The 17,806-nt window shown below is 54.3% G+C and carries 16 protein-coding genes; 10 read left to right on the forward strand and 6 right to left on the reverse strand.

Annotated features, from left to right (window positions below; genetic code table 11):
- Positions 1-41: 41 nt before the first annotated feature.
- On the reverse strand, positions 42-1,265 hold the full coding sequence (lpxB, locus tag Pr1d_RS20780; protein WP_148075318.1) for a lipid-A-disaccharide synthase: 1,224 nt from the start codon (positions 1,263-1,265) through the stop codon (positions 42-44).
- Between the two features lie 381 nt (positions 1,266-1,646).
- On the opposite strand from lpxB, the gene Pr1d_RS20785 reads away from it, so the two are divergent.
- The gene (locus Pr1d_RS20785; RefSeq protein WP_148075319.1) at positions 1,647-2,204 is read left to right on the forward strand and encodes a hypothetical protein; all 558 of its coding nucleotides are present in this window, start codon (positions 1,647-1,649) and stop codon (positions 2,202-2,204) included.
- Positions 2,205-2,243: 39 nt separating this feature from the next.
- Here Pr1d_RS20785 and cyaB read toward each other — a convergent pair whose 3' ends face one another.
- Both cyaB and Pr1d_RS20795 read right to left on the reverse strand, forming a co-directional pair.
- The gene (cyaB, locus tag Pr1d_RS20790) at positions 2,244-2,840 is read right to left on the reverse strand and encodes a class IV adenylate cyclase (protein WP_168205384.1); all 597 of its coding nucleotides are present in this window, start codon (positions 2,838-2,840) and stop codon (positions 2,244-2,246) included.
- Position 2,841: 1 nt separating this feature from the next.
- Positions 2,842-4,257: a UTP--glucose-1-phosphate uridylyltransferase gene (locus Pr1d_RS20795; RefSeq protein ID WP_238476555.1), complete on the reverse strand. Its 1,416-nt coding sequence runs from the start codon at positions 4,255-4,257 to the stop codon at positions 2,842-2,844.
- A gap of 401 nt (positions 4,258-4,658) precedes the next feature.
- Between Pr1d_RS20795 and metK the strand changes: the two genes are divergently transcribed.
- The 6 genes from metK to ruvA all read left to right on the forward strand — a co-directional run bounded on the left by metK (position 4,659) and on the right by ruvA (position 10,564).
- A complete protein-coding gene (gene metK / locus Pr1d_RS20800) occupies positions 4,659-5,846 on the forward strand; it encodes a methionine adenosyltransferase (protein ID WP_148075321.1) in 1,188 nt (395 codons plus the stop codon).
- Between the two features lie 120 nt (positions 5,847-5,966).
- Entirely contained in the window at positions 5,967-6,806 is an 840-nt protein-coding gene (locus tag Pr1d_RS20805) for a hypothetical protein (RefSeq protein ID WP_148075322.1), read from the forward strand.
- Between the two features lie 220 nt (positions 6,807-7,026).
- Entirely contained in the window at positions 7,027-7,530 is a 504-nt protein-coding gene (gene ispF / locus Pr1d_RS20810) for a 2-C-methyl-D-erythritol 2,4-cyclodiphosphate synthase (protein WP_148075323.1), read from the forward strand.
- A gap of 8 nt (positions 7,531-7,538) precedes the next feature.
- Positions 7,539-9,305: a cysteine--tRNA ligase gene (gene cysS, locus Pr1d_RS20815; RefSeq protein ID WP_168205385.1), complete on the forward strand. Its 1,767-nt coding sequence runs from the start codon at positions 7,539-7,541 to the stop codon at positions 9,303-9,305.
- Positions 9,306-9,375: 70 nt separating this feature from the next.
- Positions 9,376-9,882: a crossover junction endodeoxyribonuclease RuvC gene (gene ruvC, locus Pr1d_RS20820; RefSeq protein WP_148075324.1), complete on the forward strand. Its 507-nt coding sequence runs from the start codon at positions 9,376-9,378 to the stop codon at positions 9,880-9,882.
- Between the two features lie 58 nt (positions 9,883-9,940).
- Positions 9,941-10,564: a Holliday junction branch migration protein RuvA gene (ruvA, locus tag Pr1d_RS20825; protein ID WP_148075325.1), complete on the forward strand. Its 624-nt coding sequence runs from the start codon at positions 9,941-9,943 to the stop codon at positions 10,562-10,564.
- A gap of 17 nt (positions 10,565-10,581) precedes the next feature.
- Here the strand turns inward: ruvA and Pr1d_RS20830 are convergent, their stop codons facing one another.
- Complete coding sequence (locus Pr1d_RS20830; protein WP_148075326.1) at positions 10,582-11,148, reverse strand: hypothetical protein; 567 nt, start codon at positions 11,146-11,148, stop codon at positions 10,582-10,584.
- Positions 11,149-11,538: 390 nt separating this feature from the next.
- Here Pr1d_RS20830 and Pr1d_RS20835 point away from each other — a divergent pair, with 390 nt between their 5' ends.
- Positions 11,539-12,312: an alpha/beta hydrolase gene (locus Pr1d_RS20835; RefSeq protein WP_168205386.1), complete on the forward strand. Its 774-nt coding sequence runs from the start codon at positions 11,539-11,541 to the stop codon at positions 12,310-12,312.
- Between the two features lie 142 nt (positions 12,313-12,454).
- A complete protein-coding gene (locus Pr1d_RS20840; RefSeq protein WP_148075328.1) occupies positions 12,455-13,333 on the forward strand; it encodes an alpha/beta hydrolase in 879 nt (292 codons plus the stop codon).
- 125 nt (positions 13,334-13,458) lie between these two features.
- On the opposite strand, the gene Pr1d_RS20845 is transcribed toward Pr1d_RS20840, so the two are convergent.
- A complete protein-coding gene (locus Pr1d_RS20845; RefSeq protein WP_168205388.1) occupies positions 13,459-14,562 on the reverse strand; it encodes a PrsW family glutamic-type intramembrane protease in 1,104 nt (367 codons plus the stop codon).
- A gap of 210 nt (positions 14,563-14,772) precedes the next feature.
- On the opposite strand from Pr1d_RS20845, the gene ruvB reads away from it, so the two are divergent.
- Positions 14,773-15,861 carry a Holliday junction branch migration DNA helicase RuvB gene (gene ruvB, locus Pr1d_RS20850; RefSeq protein WP_148075330.1) on the forward strand — a complete coding sequence of 363 codons (1,089 nt, stop codon included), beginning with the start codon at positions 14,773-14,775 and terminating at the stop codon, positions 15,859-15,861.
- A gap of 170 nt (positions 15,862-16,031) precedes the next feature.
- Here ruvB and Pr1d_RS20855 read toward each other — a convergent pair whose 3' ends face one another.
- Positions 16,032-17,723, reverse strand: a complete 1,692-nt coding sequence (locus Pr1d_RS20855) for a peroxidase family protein (protein ID WP_148075331.1) — start codon at positions 17,721-17,723, stop codon at positions 16,032-16,034.
- Positions 17,724-17,806: the final 83 nt, after the last annotated feature.

Genomic DNA, 17,806 nt, shown 5'->3' on the forward strand with positions numbered 1-17,806 from the left:
TGCAGGGAGAAACTTGTGGACGGTTCTTTTGAAGCATCTTATCATGCCGCCGAGACTATTTCGCCTGGGTTCTCCTCTGATTCGTCAAGCAATTGCGAGATGTACTCTGCTGCTCTTGAGGAAGCCCCACCATGGCCGATGTGGGCCTTGAGATCCGCCAGGCCTTGTCTGTTCTTATCAAACTCTTCCTCCGAGGTTAGCCACTCGACGACATGGTCTGCCAACTCGGCAGTACGGTCTCCACAGGTAAGGTACTCAGGCATGAGCACATGACGGTCGCAGGGCTCATTCTTGTCGTAGTGCCCTGCCCTGTGCTCAGCAAAAGGGGCTTTCGCAGTGAGTAGATTGACCAACGTGATGTAGCGCACCTTGCGGAAAACTCTCTGGACAACATAGCCAAGACGCGAAATTTGATACAGAATCGCCGTTGGTTTGGTATGAAACAAGAGTTCCAAGGACACCGACCCAGAACACGCCAGGCAACACCGAGCCGCCTGAATCAACTCCGGAGTCCGGCCGACAAAGAGTTCGACCTCGGTATCACTTTCATCGATGATCTTCTGGGCCAACTCGCGTTGCTTTTCTTTGAAGGCGGCGACCGCGAACCGAACGTGGGGCACACGCTGGCGAATCAGTCGTACCGTTTTGAGAAACTCGGGCAAATTGCTCTTCACTTCCTGAGTGCGCGAGCCAGGCAAGATAGTTACCAGTGGCGCATCTCCGGCTTCGAGCGACCTGAGCAAAGACTCATCGGGACGTTGCGCTTCGAGTTCGTCAAAGTAGGGATGGCCAACAAAGGTTGCCGCACACCCCCGCTGGCGAAACCACTTTTCTTCAAAGGGGAGTTTACAAAGCACGTGGTCAACGAATCGACGCATCTTACTCACCCGCCACGAAGCCCAGGCCCACAACTGGGGTGTGCCGTAATAGATGACTGGGATGCCATGTGCCTTCGCCTTGCGAGCGATGTGCCAGTTGAATCCAGGGTAGTCAATGAGCACAACTGCGTCGGGCCGGTGGTCGCGAAAGTACCGATCCGCCGCCGCAAGGAGGCCGAGAAACTTGCCGTAGTTGGCAATCACCTGGGCAACCCACATCACGGCCAGCTGGGTCAGATCGGAATGCAAATGACAACCCGCCTCGGCCATCTTCGGTCCGCCGTAGCCTACGAATTGCCAATCGGGATGCTCCGCGCGGAGCTCACGAATGAGATTAGCCCCATGCAGATCGCCACTCGGCTCACCCACGGAAAAGAAGATTTGCATACCACTAACCCTGTTGGAAAAAACGGGGGCGAAGTATGGCAGATTGGGTAGGTGAGGGGAAGTTCAATTCTCTCGGTATAAAGCCGCGACCGCCGGTCGCGCGGATAAGAAAACTGTTTAAAACGCAGAGTTCGCGGAGGCGCAGAGGAGATTTTGCTTGACCATAGGGGGCATTTCTGGGAGCATCATGCAAGATTGCTCTGATCAACGAGGACACCAGTGGTAAGCAGCTACATAAAAACAACTTGCATCTTTCTCTCAATCGCTTGCTGCTTGATTATTACACCCTCTCTGTACAGTGCAGTAATCGAGCGGGACTTTCTCACACCCGAGGATGGACTTCTGACATTCGACGATGTGAACCAGAGAGAGAGGCTAGACTTGACCGAAACGCTGGGGTTAGAGCTTGCCGAAATCAAGGCGAACATGGTTCCTGGTCAGAAGTGGGAAGATTTCTCTTTCGCGACGTTGGAAGATGTTTCAAACCTGGCAGCTTCGGCAGAAGTGGACTGGATTGAGCCGTGGAGCTTTCCTACCAACTATGGAACGGAAGCTGAAGAACTTGTTAAACTTATCGGTAAGATTTATGATTTGTCACATATCATTGTGGATATTGAGCTTTCCTATGGCCAGATTGTCAAGAGTCTTGGAAATGATGATTTGCTCTCTTACGATACTGCTTTTATCGTGATGAATCTGCCTGCTTGCGTGCCGGGGTCTGTAAATTGTCCAATCTTTTCGCGAACGAGCGGTGGTGTATTCACTTCCGAACCTTTTACCGTTATTGATGAAGAATTCCTAGTTCTGGAGGTTGATCCTGGTGCAGCAAACTTCGGCCCTTACTGGCTGTACCGCAAAGTCGTCCCTAAACCGTCACCCATATTCTTGATATTGACCGGCAGCCTGCTCTTCTCTGCGCCTCTGCGAACTCTGCGTTGAAAAACTCATATCCAAGTTTCGCGACCAGCGGTCGCGGCTTTATTTTCGTTCCTCAAGCAGCAGTTCCAGATAGCTGCGACGCTCCACTTCGCTGATGCCCAGTTCGTTGGCCAGGGCGGCGAGGACCTGTTTGGCGGCTGTGACGCGCTCGGGGTCGACTCGCTCTGCTGCGCTGCGCTCCGCATCGCGGGTGGCGGGGATAGTGATTTCGATTTCTACGAAGGGGCCGAGTTCCTCGATCTGGTCGAGGGCGATTTCTACATGGAAACCGTCCCTTTCCAAATTGCAGATGATCCGGTGCTTGGTGACGGTGGCGACGGGATCGAAAGCCAGGTGCCGGAGAATTGCCTCGAATGTTTGCCGGGCCTCGGGGCCGTCGGCGAGGCGGACTTCCTCTTCGTGGCGCGTTTTGGTCTCGGCGTCGAGCTTCGGGCCTTTGTAGGTCATGAAGTTCTGTTTGCCGACCGAGCGAAGGCGAAAGGCCTCGTCCGTCTGGGCAAAATCGCGCTGGGGGTGCCGGTAATAGGTGTCGACTTGCTCAACCGCATCACCGAGCGTCACATCCCAGGCGCCTAACGCCGTAACTGTGGGAGCATGGGTTGCTACACGATATTTTTGTTCGACTTCAATCGGCATTTCAAGTTCCTTCGGCAAGGTACTGCGACTTCTCAAAACGCTGTCCCGGTTTAATTCGCTCGACAACCTGCTCAGCATCGAGGGCAAACAGAGGGCTGATCTCCACATCGACGCCGGGGGCCACCTCTGCCCCCGCGGCGGTGAGCCAACGCTTGTGCTGAGCGAGCATCATCTGCTGGACGTACTCGGGGGTGTCGATTTCGGCGCCAGGGGCGTTTTTCAGTGGGGCAAAGCACTCCTCTTCGCGGTATTCGACGACCAGCGGTCGTTCTGCGGCTGGGAGTAGATCGAAAATGAATCGCTCAAATTTGAAAGCGTTCGGCTCGGTGGGCGTTACCTGCTTGCCGTCCGGGTTGACGAAGGGGACCTTCTTGCGGGCAATGTGAAAGGGCAAGATATCGGTCTTCTCCAGAGCCCGCTCAAACAGAGTTCGCTCGAATACGTGAATGGCCAGACTGCCCGCCCAAAGTTTTAGATTGCCCAGGTCATCGCACTGGTTGGCAACTTCATCCGGGAGATCACTGTACTCGATCACATGCATGTGGCCATCGATCATGGCAAAATTACCCCACTTCTCCATGGCATGTTTCTTTTGCACGGTGAGCGAAGTCATTTCCGAGTTGGCAAGCAGATGGTGGCCGATCAAAAGTGGATCGCAAATCGGCACGAGGGGATTATCGACCTGCAAATAGAAGAGTTGATCAATGCCCCGCTTCTGCATGCGCTCCAACACACCGCTCTTGCCAAGGGCGGCCACGGTGCCGCCGTGGCCGTCGGGGCTGAGGAACAGGCGATCCTGCTCAGCCAACAGCAGTTGCCCCGTCTCGATATCTACCGCCGGCATGGTCCCTTGGCAAAACACGAGTAGATCGTCAGCAGCCAAGCCAAATCGATCGTTTTCATTCAGAAAGCGAACCGTATCTTCGTGAGTCGCGGGGCTTGTCATTAAGTAGAGTGGGATCGACACACCATAACGCTGGGCAGTGGCGCGCACCTTTTCGATGTGAATCTGCAAGAGGCTCGCTTGGGAAATCGGTCCGATAGGGTACAGACTCTTGGGGAGCTCAAAACCGAGACGGGTCCCCTGCCCTCCCGCCGTAATCATCACTCCCACTTGACCAGCACGCAGCGCCTCGATCCCATGCTCAATCGCAGCCTGATTGCGATCTCCCGATTGTTCACTCAAACGAACTGCGGGGGGAGGCTCCGCTCGGCGTGAAAGTTGAGCCCAATCGGGCTGATCGACTTCTCCTCGAAAGAGAGAGTTGATCTGCCCTAGATCCACCGCTTCGATCTGAGAGGCCAATGCCTGTCGCTGTGGTGGGGAGAGTTCGTCCCAGAACTGCAGCAAGTGCTCCTGGCCAAAAGGCTTGAGCCGCTCTTCAAGGTCCTGTTTTTCTCTCATTTGGTTGGTCATTTAAAAAATCCACTGCTGCACCCAGGCGTAAGCCAGCAGGCACAAAGCTGGAAACAACAGAAAGATGATTGCGTAGGTCACCAGAGAGGTCCAAACGTGCCGGGGCCAGCGTGCCATCTGACATTCACTTAGGGGTTCATCGCCAAAAAACCGATATTATCCGGGCCTGGAGGGATGTTGGCTAGGGCCTGTTCAAAGTCCAATTTCACAATGAGCAATGACCAAACTAGTCGGGGAACATGAGCGATTGGTCATTGCTCATTGTGAATTGGTCATTTCCCTACAAGCCAGCAGTTGCCCTCCAGCATAGTCTGTGAATATACTAGCAGATTCGGGTCCGCGACCGATAATTCGGCATTCAAGTGCGGCTAAGGGTAGCATTACAATTCAGGAGTTCACTCGTGGCATCAGGCAAATATTTATTTACTAGCGAAGCAGTCAGCATGGGTCATCCGGACAAGCTGGCAGACCAAATCTCCGATGGCGTGTTGGACGCACTCTTTGCTGAAGACCCGCAGAGCCGGGTCGCTTGCGAGACGATGGTCACCACGGGTCTCTGTGTGATCGCTGGTGAAGTCACGACCAAGGCCACCGTCGATATGCAGGAGGTTGTTCGCCAAGTGGTCCGCGAAGTTGGCTACACGGAAGCCGACATGGGCATCAGTGCCGACCACTGTGCCGTCATGGTCGCCTTGCATGAGCAGTCTCCCGACATCGCCATGGGTGTGGACGACGACTCTGCCAAGGGCAAAGACGTTGGTGCGGGAGATCAGGGCCTTATGTTTGGCTACGCCTGTAACGACACGCCAGAGTTGATGCCGCTGCCCATCGCATTGTCGCACCGGATTCTCAATCGTTTAACTAAGGCCCGCCAAAACAAAGAGGTCGACTGGCTTCGCCCTGATAGCAAGAGCCAAGTCACGGTCGAATACGAGGGTAATACACCCTTACGGATCGACACGGTCGTGGTCTCCACTCAGCATGGCCCCGACGTGGAGAACGAAGAGATTCGCAAGTTCATCATCGATAAAACCATCAAGCCTGAGCTTCCTCAGGAATTGGTCGACGATGACATCATCTACCACATCAATCCCACGGGCAGATTCGTAGTCGGTGGTCCCCATGGTGATTGTGGTCTGACAGGTCGCAAGATTATTGTCGATACCTACGGCGGCTGGGGACGGCACGGCGGTGGTGCCTTCAGTGGTAAGGACCCCACCAAGGTGGACCGCAGCGCAGCCTACATGGCCCGCTACGTAGCCAAGAACATCGTGGCCGCTGGCTTGGCTGATCGCTGCGAGGTGCAGTTGGCCTATGCCATCGGGGTTTCCGATCCCGTGAGTGTTTATGTGGATACCGAAGGAACGGGCGTCATCGACGACGATCGGATCTGTGAATTGGTCGTTGAATTGTTCCCCCTCAATCCCTCAGGGATCATCAAGCACCTCGATCTGCGGCGTCCCATCTACCGCAAGACGGCTGCAGGGGGCCATTTTGGGCGGAGCGAACCCGAGTTCACTTGGGAGAAAACCGACATGGCTAGCAAGCTGTCGGCCGCTGCCAAGCAAACCGCGGTTGCCGCCAAGTAAGCTGACAATTTGATCTTCAAAGACAAACTTCCTAGGAAGCCATCAATTCGTGTTGGACTCTGAGGAGACAACAGGTTAGGTTTGGAATCATCCAATTCCTCTCAACCTTGATCTACAACCATGTCTGCGCTTACCAGCGAAGTCTGGCCAACGCGCCAGCACAACGACGAATTGTCTCATCGGGACCCTCGAGCGCTCGCAGTGATTGCTGTGGTCAGTTTGATGCTCTCGATCGGACTCTTGTTGACCGTGCGAAGATTAGGAGGGGCTTTCTCAGCCGACTTACCGCGGAGCACACTTTTCTTGACGGCAATAATTTCCGTGGCAATTGCGGCGTCTAGCCGGATTGTTTGGCGGCAACTTTATCCGCTTGATTTGGAAAATGTTGACTCCTTTTCTTGGAGTGACCAGTTTGTTGGGTGGGGATCCTCTTTAGTGCCACTCCTTATGATGGTGGGGTGCTCCTTTCTTGGTGATCGCCTCAGCGAGATGTTGATCTGGATACCACTCTTGGTCTGCGATCAGTTATGGAGACAGAATTTTTTTGACGGGGGGTACCCTGAGTACCAGATCGGAAGGGTTCCGCAGGCCATAGCACTTCAGGACGCGATGGGTTGGGAAACCGTACCTACGGATACTCAGTCTGTTCCTGGCAACTGCACTCAGCAGCTCTTCCGGGTCCGTGAGTCTGATGGACAGGAAGCGATTTATGCCACCTTGCGGGTTGATTTCGAAACCGGACAGCGACACGCGACGGCACATGTCGGATTTTGTCCTCCCCTAGGTTATCGCCCCACAATCGAGGCCGATCCCTATGAAGGACCTCAAGCAGAAGTAAAGATCGTGCAAGCCTTGTCACATGGAGCGCGGATCGACCTAAAACTGGCTAGGGTGGCTGAAGGCCCCACGCAAGTTTTTGTCGATCTGGCAGCCCGCAATCCAGATGCATCAAACGCTTAATTGAAGGTGCCAAGGATTTCCATTTTCTGTCATTTCGAGGTACTCCGAGAAATCTGGCCAGATCCCTCGGAGTACCTCGGGATGACAACAAGTTCAATCCACGTTGTTCGCAGCTTGGAGCCACAGTATAATCCGCGCGGAGTCACCCCACTAATAGCCGTCCCCGGAAGGGGATGGTACGCACCAGCAAAACCCTCCCCTTTTGGGGACGGCTAGGAAGATGCCAGCAGCAGCCACATCCTCGAACTTGCGCATTGGGCTGGGTGAGGACAGTCATCGGCTGGAATCTGGGGGGCCGTTGCGACTGGGGGGGATCGAAATCCCTCACGATATGCATGCCGTGGGACACAGTGATGCCGATGTCCTACTGCATGCGGTGACCGATGCCTTGCTGGGGGCGGCAGGATTGGCCGACATTGGCGAAATGTTCCCCGACCATGCGGAGGAAAACCGTGGCCGAGATTCTGCTCAAATCCTGAAACTGGCCTACGAGGATGTCCAGCAATCGGGCTACCATGTGGTCAACCTCGACTGTGTCGTAGGAGCCCAACAGCCGAAGCTAGCCCCGCATAAACAGGCAATTCGGCAACGCATGGCTGAGATCCTCGATCTCAACCTCGAACAGATTAATTTGAAGGCCAAGACCGGCGAGGGAGTAGGCCCTGTCGGAAACCAAGAAATTATTCAGGCGCGCTGTGTAGCGTTGCTAGAAGCAAACCGGTAAGAAAATCTATGAGCACCATGACCGAATCGAAATTACAGACCCCCGAGCTTTCTGCGCCCCATCCCACGCTGCATGTTTACAACACGCTCTCAAAGAAGAAAGAGCCTTTCCGCACGGTCGAAGCGGGCAAGGTGAGTATCTACCTGTGTGGACCCACGGTGTACGACAAGGCTCACATCGGTCACATGGTCGGCCCTGTCATCTTTGACTGCATCAAGCGTTATCTCCAATATTGTGGCTACGAGGTGACTTGGGTCGTAAACATCACTGATGTCGATGACAAACTAATCAAGAAGGCCAACGAGCGCGGGATCACGATGCTCGAAGTGGCAGAGGAGAACATTGCCGACTACAACTTTAATTTGAGCGCCTTAGGTGTCGATACGATCGATCACTTCCCTCGGGCAACCGATTGCATGGACGAAATTATTGCCCTCATCGAATCGTTGGTCGAGCAAGGGTTTGCCTATGAGTCTGAAGGAGATGTTTACTTCGAGGTTTCCAAGGATCAAGGCTACGGCAAGCTCAGCAACCGCAATGTAGAGCAGATGCAGGGTGAAGGAGGCGGAACGGCGGTTCGCAAACGGGGGCCAGCAGACTTTGCCCTATGGAAGACGGCCAAGCCAGGCGAACCTTCCTGGGAGAGCCCGTGGGGCCAGGGGCGGCCCGGTTGGCATATCGAATGCTCTGCCATGAGTCGCAAGTTACTCGGCGAGACCTTCGACATCCATGGCGGTGGGTTGGACCTGGTATTCCCTCACCACGAAAATGAAATCGCCCAGAGCGAATGTTGCCACAGCAAACCGATGGTCACGTATTGGGCCCACAACGGACTGTTGCGTGCCTCCAGTGCCGCAGGCAAAGTAGGTGGCAAAAGCGATCGCGCTGGCGAGCCCGCTTCAGCGGGCGATGAATCCGTCTCAGGTAAGATGAGCCGTTCCAAAGGCGCCGGTGGTCTCGCCGAGCTCATCCAACGACAAGGAGGCGAGCGAATCCGCTTTTTCCTCCTGCGTACCCATTACCGCAGCACGGTACTCTTCAACGAACCCGCCATCGAAGAGGCGGGCAGCGGGCTCGATGGCTTTTATCGCTTGTTCAAACGCTATGAGCGAATCACCGGCAAGAGCTTTTACGATCTGCACGCTCCTGCCATCCGCGATGAAGAGCACACTTCAGCCGGGAATTCCGTCCTCGAAGCCGCTGCCAACTGTCGGAAAAAGTTTATCGCGGCCATGGACGATGATTTCAACACAGGTGGAGCAATTGGTGAGCTGTTTGAACTAGCCAAAGTCATCAACAAGCACTGCGACGATTCCAAACTGGAAGACTCCGGCCAGCAGGATGCCGAGGCAATTGCAACGCTTGAAAAATCGCTCACGACTTTCAAGGAATTGACGAATGTCTTGGGTCTGTTTGTCAATGCAGACGCTAAGCCGCAAGCGGCTGGTGGCGACTCTTTGTTGGGTGATGTGATGCAATTGGTGATTGACCTGCGGGCGGAGTCTCGGGAGAAGAAAAATTTTGCCACGGCTGATGTGATTCGCGATTGTGTTGGTCCCTTGGGCATTGTGCTGGAGGACCGTGCCGGGGGCACGGAGTGGTCAGGGGGAGGTGCGGATACCTTGGATGGAGTGATGCAATTGCTAATCAAGCTACGCCAAACAGCACGCGCATCCAAAGACTTTGCGACTTCTGATGCGATTCGCGATCGACTTGCCGCTCTGGGGGTTACCCTGGAAGACCGCGCGGGCGGGACCGAGTGGGTGAAGGCGTAACTCATTCCGGGTCGAAAATATTTGACGGCCGTGCCGCTTTAGCGGCCCGGTCTCTTGAGACTTACCAACTATGCGAATCCTTGGAATTGACCCTGGACTGAACACCACTGGATACGGTGTGCTGGAAATCAATGACCGCAAACTGCGCCTGGTGGAAGCAGGCATCATTCGCAGTAAACCCTCTGGCACGCTCTCGGAGAGAATTCAGGAAATCTACGACGGTGTTACCGAAGCGATTGATTCGCTCAAGCCCGAAGTCCTGGCCCTTGAGAAACTTTACGCACACTACGATCGCCCCACGACGGCGATTCTGATGGGGCATGCCCGCGGGGTGATTTGTCTTGCCGCTGCGGAGCACGGAATCGAAGTCGAGGACTATGCCGCCACGCAGGTTAAGAAAACCCTCACTGGCAATGGTCGAGCACCCAAGACGCAGATGCAACTTGCGATCCAGCATGAGTTAAATCTGGCCAATCTCCCGGAACCCGCCGACGTAGCCGATGCCCTGGCAATTGCATTCTGCCACTATTGCGTGTGGCGCGGACAACGCGTTGCCAATCAGTCTGCCGATCCGTAGGATCGCAGCTACACGATTCTCGCAACTTGAAACTCATAACTGGAAACTAGTTGCCCCCATGATCACAAAAATTACCGGTAAGCCACTGACCGTCTCCGGCGAAACGCTCACTCTTGCAGTGGGGGCCTTTGAATATGAGGTACTCGTCCCGGAATTCGCTCGGCGACACCTGCAAGAAAGAATCGGCAAGGAAACGAGCCTCCATACGATTGAGTACCTGGAAGGTAATCCCATGCAAGGCCGCATGACGCCGCGTTTGATTGGATTCTTGAGCGGCATCGAACGCGAATTTTTTGAGCTGTTCTGCCAAGTCGATGGAGTGGGAGTGCGCAAGGCATTGCGCGCGATGGTGCGTCCGGTGCAAGACGTAGCACAACTGATCGAAGATCAGGACGCCAAGGGACTCAGCACGTTGCCTGGAGTGGGCCCTGCGACAGCAGAGCGGATCATAGCGAAACTGCGTCGCAAGGTGCCGAAGTTTGCCCTATTGGTTGGGCGAGACGTTCCTGCAGATGCCGACGTGCCTCGCGACGTCGTAAGCGAAGCCTTCGACGTTCTCAGAGCGTTGGGCCACAGCGAATCGCATGCTCGGACCCTGCTCGACGATGCACTTGCTCGCAAGAAGAAGTACAAAGACGTGGAAGAACTGCTCCACGCAGTCTACGAGCAACGTCAGAGCTAAGCATGCTCGAATTTAAATTACACGGATGATGGTTCGCCATCCGGTTCAACAGGCGGCTCAGTTGCTTCTGCATCCACGGGACCAACCGGATTTCGACCTTTTCCAGTAATATAAGCTGCTAAGGCGGCGATGCCCATATAAAGGAAGTCTACTTCCGAAACCGTATCAACAGTGGGTTTCTCAAGGCGAATCGCTTTGCCCGTACCTGCGGCAGGAAGTTCCAATGGCTCTTCATCCACTTCTACGGCGGCAACTTCGTCGCCCGCATCGTCTTCGGCTTCTACCTCATCCACTTGAGCTACAACGTTTCCCACGTTCTTCACTTGGCTGATGTTTTGCATCACTTTCGCGTAAACCACACGGCCACCCACGATGGCTGCCAAGGCCAGAATGGCTGCCAAGGCCGCTCGGCCTGTACTTTCGCGCGCTGATGGACCAGCGGCCGCATTGACGCAAAGACCGGTGATGAGTCCAACGGCGATCGCTAGCCAACCCATCTCATGCCCCGTGGCATGTTCCAGGTAAAACCAAGCAGCCGCACTGGCTGCGGCGCCAATCAATCCGCTTATAAGAACTCGCATCATCCGCCCTCCGCATGAAGAGATTCCGCCGGTGAGAAGACTATGGCCTCGATGAGCTCACGGCAGCTTCCCCTATAATAACTATTGTTAGTGCCCTGCGCCAAGCTTTTCAGAGGGCAATTCTCAAGTATCTTGTGAAACATTGCAGTGGTTTTCAACGTAACAGCTTACCAGATCGCTAGAATTTGGCCCCAGGACGATGCTGTCGACGTCCCTTTGCCAACGTGATTACAATAGCCTACATGCAACCGATTTCTTCCTAGTGCTTTGGCAACGTTGGATTTTGGGATCGCCATCTCGTTCTCAAAGCCAATGTGCACGCGTAAAAGAGATGGCGATCCCAAAAAAGTTAATTTGACAAAGCACTCGGTTCCCGATTTAAATTGCAGGTCCATGTTAAGCATTCTCGAACGGTTGCTCGTGTTTCCTGCCCCGCCGGTGAATGAAGATGACTGGGATGTCCCCGATCTCCCGTTTGAGGACATCTACTTCCACGCACAAGATGGCACTCGACTGCATGGGTGGTTCGTGCCCCACCCTGAGCCGAAGGCAGTCGTATTATATTGCCACGGCAACGGCGAATATGTCGCCCAACTCGCAAATCGGCTGCGTGTTCTGCGCGAACGGATTGGAGTCACCGTGTTCGCCTGGGACTATCGTGGGTATGGCCACAGCGAGGGCCAACCTCATGAAACGAATGTTGTTGCGGACGCCCGTGTGGCTCACATGTGGCTTGCTGAAAGAACAGGACTCAAACCCTCTGATATTGTGCTGATTGGTCGATCGCTTGGAGGCGCCGTCGCGGTAGAGCTGGCAGCCGAATACCAAGTGCGAGGCTTGGCACTCGATCGAACATTTGCATCCCTGGTCGACGCGGCGGCACACAACTATCCCTGGTTGCCAGTGCGCTGGCTTATGAAGAATCGTTTTTCTTCTCTTGAGCGGATTCAACATTATCATGGACCACTACTGCAGACCCACGGCACAGCCGACCACATCGTGCCGTTTGAGATGGGGAAGCAATTATTTGATGCAGCCCCCGGCAAGAACAAACGCTTTATCGAAGTCCCCGACGGGGACCATAGCGGTCCACTTCCCGATTATTGCTACGAAGCACTGGTAGAATTTATCGACTCGCTCGAACCGGTGGGGAATGCGTACCGGTAGCATTAGAAAAATGGGAACAATTTAGCCGAATGGAGAAAGACTCCAACTGTAGCTGCAAGAATTCAGGCGAAAGAATGACAAGCTGGGAACTTTTCGAATTCTTGCGAATCCGGCTACCATTTGGCTAACACTATTGCGAACAATGGATCCATCGAATTCACAAACGAGTACACCGAAGCCAAATCCTATAGCAAGAACGGGAGGTCGAGTTCTCCGTCTTGTGCTGCTCATCTACCTCGGTATTTGCCTCCTCCTCATGGTGATGGAGAGCCGGCTCATTTACATCCCGCCTCCCGCTCGGGACGCTTATGTGGAGGCCGAGCGATTAGGGGGTGAAGAAGCAAGGTTCCAAGCTGAGGATCAAACCAATCTCCACGGTTGGTACTTTCCCAAGAGCGGTTCGAAGCGAGCGATTGTCTATTTTCATGGCAATGGTGAAGATGCAGATCAAAACGTTGATTTAGGTGCTTATTTACGTGACTGTTTAGATGCCTCGATTCTTGTATTCGACTATCGGGGCTACGGTCACAGCGAAGGCACGCCCGATGAAGACGGAATCATCGGCGATTCCGTAGCCGCTCAAAAATGGCTCGCCAAACAGACCCATCTCGATCCGAGCAAAGTAATCTTGTTCGGACGTTCCTTGGGTGGCGGCGTGGCCGTGGCTGCCGCGGAGCAACTCGGAGCCAAAGCGCTCATTTTGCACAGCACCTTTGCCAACATGGACGATATCGCAGCGAGCCAATATCCGTTCATCCCCGTGCGATGGTTGATGAGGAATCCCTTTCGTTCACTGCAGCGGATGAAGCATTTTACTGGACCTGTACTTCAATTCCACGGAACAGCGGATGAGTTAATCCCGATCGAATATGCCCGACCACTCTACGAAGCGGTGACAAACAAACATAAGAAGTTCGTCGAGATCCCTGGCGGCCGACATAACGACCCCTTGGCTGCCAATTTCTGCGAAGTCGTGAACGAATTTCTTATTGGGATTGAGCCATCTGAAACGTCCAAATAGTCCCGGCAAAGGTGCGCAAGAAAGTTAAACGCAAAGCTCGCCGAGACGCAGAGGTCCCTAAACAACACTAATAGGCAATTCTCTGCGCCTCAGCGATCTCTGCGTTTAAAATTCCCTTTGAAACCTCACACGTTGACCATCGTCTCGGGCATTTCTCTCAGGAAAAGGTAAACCATCACTCCCAGACCTATGACGTCGGTCATCAAGTTGTCGGCGGCAGTGGCAGTCCCTGCTAGTGCGCTGATGTAGATAAAGGTCCCGGCAGTCAGTAGGGAGACACCTGCGAGAAATGTCGCTGTCAGGCTAATCGTGTCGCCACCCTGAGGTCGCAGGCTGCGTAGCTCGTGGAAGAACTGGTACATCACCAGAGCAAAAATAATCAGTCCTCCCATGGCATACTCGGCCAGATCAGGCAACACGATAACCGCGTCATAGAGTCCATGGGCAAACACCAACACGCCAAACACGGCCAAGGCCTGTGGACCTTGATTGCGGAAATCCAGACAGGCACGATAAACTGCCAAGCCAATTAATCCCGTCAGAGCAATGTGAAATGGATTGGCTGTCAAGAAACGGCCCAGCGTATCACTTCCCTGGCTCGAAGTGAGGTATCCCATGTTCTCGTTTATGGCGAATCCCAATCCGACGCATCCCGACAGGATGAGCGCTGCCGCCTCATCTCGTTTCCGCACTATCAGTGCCAGCAGCGGAAGTAGACAGAGTAGCTTGGCCAATTCCTCGCGGAGTCCCACACCCAACACAAAGAAGCGCAGACCCGGCAACATTTCGGGGCTGAATTCGAGATGCCAGCGATATTCCTGCCACAATGAAAAGAATCGCGTCGGCCAAACGCTCAAGCCCCCCAGAGCGATTGCAACCAAAGCTCCCCAAACCCGCCAATCGCGCAGAGTGTCCGAACGTAACGCCTGCAACAGAAACACGAGCCAGCAGCAACCTGCCAACAAGGCCAATGCGATCACGCCGGGACTGAAATCGACAAACATCCGTTGCGGGATCTCCCACCAAACTTGCCACCATTGGCCGCCACTGGCCAGTTCTTCGAGCCGGTCGCGGCCGGCACGAAGTGCAGGTCCGCTAAACCCTAGCCCACCAGTCAACTGATGAGCTAGCCAGCCAAGCACCACGCCGGCCGCGATGATTCCAATCACCATCCGCCAGAGATAAGCGGGATCACGAGATTTTACACGCAAATAATGCTGCCATGTCATGGGTGAGATTATCGCATTTCGCGAGCCAAACGGCGAGCCGGGTCGTCCCCGACCCCGGTACTTCTGCCTTTGAACCAGTGCTGCTCCACCGATAGTCGGGGGTCGGGGACGACTCGGCTCGCTGGAATTCGCGGTTTCATCGATATCACACGATTTGTTATATTGGCGCACTAATAGCATACATGTGTTCACACTCCAGATTGAGATCCTATGGCCCGCGAACCGATTCTCTCCGCCGAAGATACTGCTCCCCCGACTGTCGCTCCTGTCATTGATCCTGAGCAACGCGAGGAGGATGTCGCCCTACGGCCGAAGCGGATGGAGGACATGGTCGGGCAGCGCGAAGTCTACGAGCGTCTCAAGATTGCCGTCGACGCGGCGCTGATTCGCGGTGAACCACTAGGCCACGTTCTCTTGGATGGTCCGCCCGGATTGGGCAAAACGACCTTCGCCACCTGCATTCCCCGGGCGCTGAATGTTCCGCTACAAATCGCTAGTGGGGCCACGCTGATGGCACCAAAGGATTTGTTGCCCTATCTGACCAATGCCGAGGAAGGTTCGATCCTGTTCATCGACGAGATTCATCGCCTCCCCAAATCGGTTGAGGAATTCATGTATCCAGCCATGGAAGATTTCCGTGTCGATATCACGCTGGGGGAAGGAGTCTCGGCACGCACGGTGAATATGTCACTACGGCCGTTCACGATCATCGGCGCAACCACACGTAGCGGCCTGCTCTCGGCACCTTTGCGGGATCGTTTCCAAGTCCGGGAGCATTTAGAGTTTTACAGCGACGAGGAATTGACCGAGATCGTCCGTCGCAACGCCGCCAAGCTTCGCATCGAGATCGACGATGCGGCCGCTGAAAAGATTGCTTCATGCAGTCGAGGCACTCCCCGGGTGGCCAACAATCGACTCCGCTGGGTCCGCGACTATGCCACGAGCCGGGCCGACGGCAAGATCACCCTCGACGTTGCCAAGACCGCCCTGAAGATGCTCGGCATCGACCAGATGGGTCTCGATGTGCAAGACCGCAAATATCTGGAAACAATCTTGCGGGTATTCCACGGTGGACCGGTCGGAGTGGAAGCCGTTGCCCACACCCTCAACACGGCCACCGACACCCTCACCGACGAGGTCGAGCCGTTTCTCCTGCGAGCTGAATTGGTAGTCCGTTCCCCCCGCGGCCGCAAACTAACCACCGCCGGCTATCATCATCTGGGCGTCACCCCGCCAGCCGACTTCCGCAGCAGCTATGCCGAGCCGCTCGATGCGGAGCAAGATCGATTGTTCGAGTGATTGCTGCCCAGGTATTGCGGCTTTCCGCTTAGCGTAAAATGGACGAAGCATCAGCGTCCAATTGATTAAGTACCTCGAAAAACTTACTAAGCACTAAAACGGGGCCGCAGCACATCGGTTTGACGATTTGACACCCCTATAGCCAATCCTTGCGGAGTCCATCAACTATTCTAGTCGGTCTTTGAAAAAGCCTGCTTGACCTGTTGGTGATTTCTGACAGTGAAGCCGGTGCGAGCCTTGAATAGCAAGACACTAGCTACTCCCGCCAATATGAGGAATGTTGTCGGCTCCGGGATTACTGAGAAGAATACGTTGTCGGGAATTTCCAGCACGCCCGTGTTACGGCGAATGATGTCGGCCAATGTGGTCCGCTGCAAGACGTCCAATTCTTCGGGCGTGAAATCCGGATCGTTCTGATACCAGAATCGGTCTCCGTCTCTTAGACGTCTAAATTGTTCCGCATAGACGGCTGCCACGAGTGGTCCCACACTCGCATCTGATAGGTGAGCTTCTGCAAGAGCCCCGACGATCGGGTCGATCGAATCGACGTTACCATAGATGGCTTCTAATGTTTGCTGAATAGCCACATCGGGAGTTATGTCTGTAAACGACGTAACACGCGGAAGTTGATAAGCCTCGCGAAATGTGTTGTAGTCCGGCAGGCCGTGGTCACGTGCCCGCTGGATATCGATTGCTCCTAATAGTGCTGCCCGAATCCCAAACACCATCTCCAGATCAGTTTCTTCCTGGATCTCGAAAGTTAATCCTTTGAGAAACAACTCCAGTTCACGAGAAGTAGCCAAAGCAGAGGGATTGAAGAAGGCATCTTCTAGTGGAATTGGCCCCTCGGAGGCGGGTTGCCCGTCATTCTCAATCCGCAAAAATGAATCCGTAAGCATTGAATGGCCAATGCGGAGAAAAACGGCAGGGAATTCGTTAATAATCGAAGGGTCAATATTAGGGTCGTAGATCCCGTGAGGGCTTGGCGCAAGAGGCCCAAGTAAAGCGGGTAGGAATTCGTTGTAAGTGATTGCCTGTAGCTGGGCACCCACCATCCTCCGAGCACGCTGATACAAATCCTCCTCGGACCAGTCGGGATGCTCAATGGCCAAGCCGTCCACTAATCGATTGTGCTCACGCATGAATAGTGTGTGTAGACTGGAGAGCACGACGTTGTCATTAACACGACTATCACCTGCTACGAAATCTGCGTCGGGCCGCGGGCCGAAGGCATCGCGGGGCAAGAGATTCTGGCCATCTCCGTTGATGTCATTACTGGTCCTCAGTCTGGCCCCGGGATTCACTGGTCCGCCTCGAAGAACCGACGCACTTGCCTCGTCGGCTCCATAAACTACGGAAGCATCAATGAACGAAGTTGAGAAATTCACCTGCTGCTGAGGATTGTCTGGTCCGGTGCCCGTTAAGGGATCGAAGACTGATCTGGTCAAAGCTACCGTCTGATTGGGGAAAAATATGTCGTCATTGGAGGGAATACGAAACGAAATGAATTCGTCTTGCCCAGTCTGCGTCAATTGCATGTCGTGGCTCAGAAATTGACCAAAGGCATAAACATAGCCTGAGAGCCGCCGCGCGTTTGGATGGGGCTCTGTCTGCTGAAAAAGGGCCACACTCACACTGCGGGGATTCGGTCGACCAGCGATATCAGGAACCGAAGTTTGGTCCACATAAGCAACCGGAGCAACTCTCACGAAATTTGATCCGACTGATCCCCATTCGGGGTGAGCCAAGTTGTTGTTTGTTCCGTCGAAAGAGCGGAGCGTAGTCGCCCAAGAAGCGACGTTAAATCCCAAACAGCTGGGAATGAGGATAATAACTAATACATAGCGATAAAATAGGCCCATGATAAAATCTCCGAACAGGAATGATAGAAAAAATTGATTACGATTTGCAGCCGTTAGAACTGGCGAGACTATCGCCAACAGCC

It is taken from the genome of Bythopirellula goksoeyrii, from assembly GCF_008065115.1.
GTDB classification, from domain to species: Bacteria; Planctomycetota; Planctomycetia; order Pirellulales; family Lacipirellulaceae; genus Bythopirellula; species Bythopirellula goksoeyrii.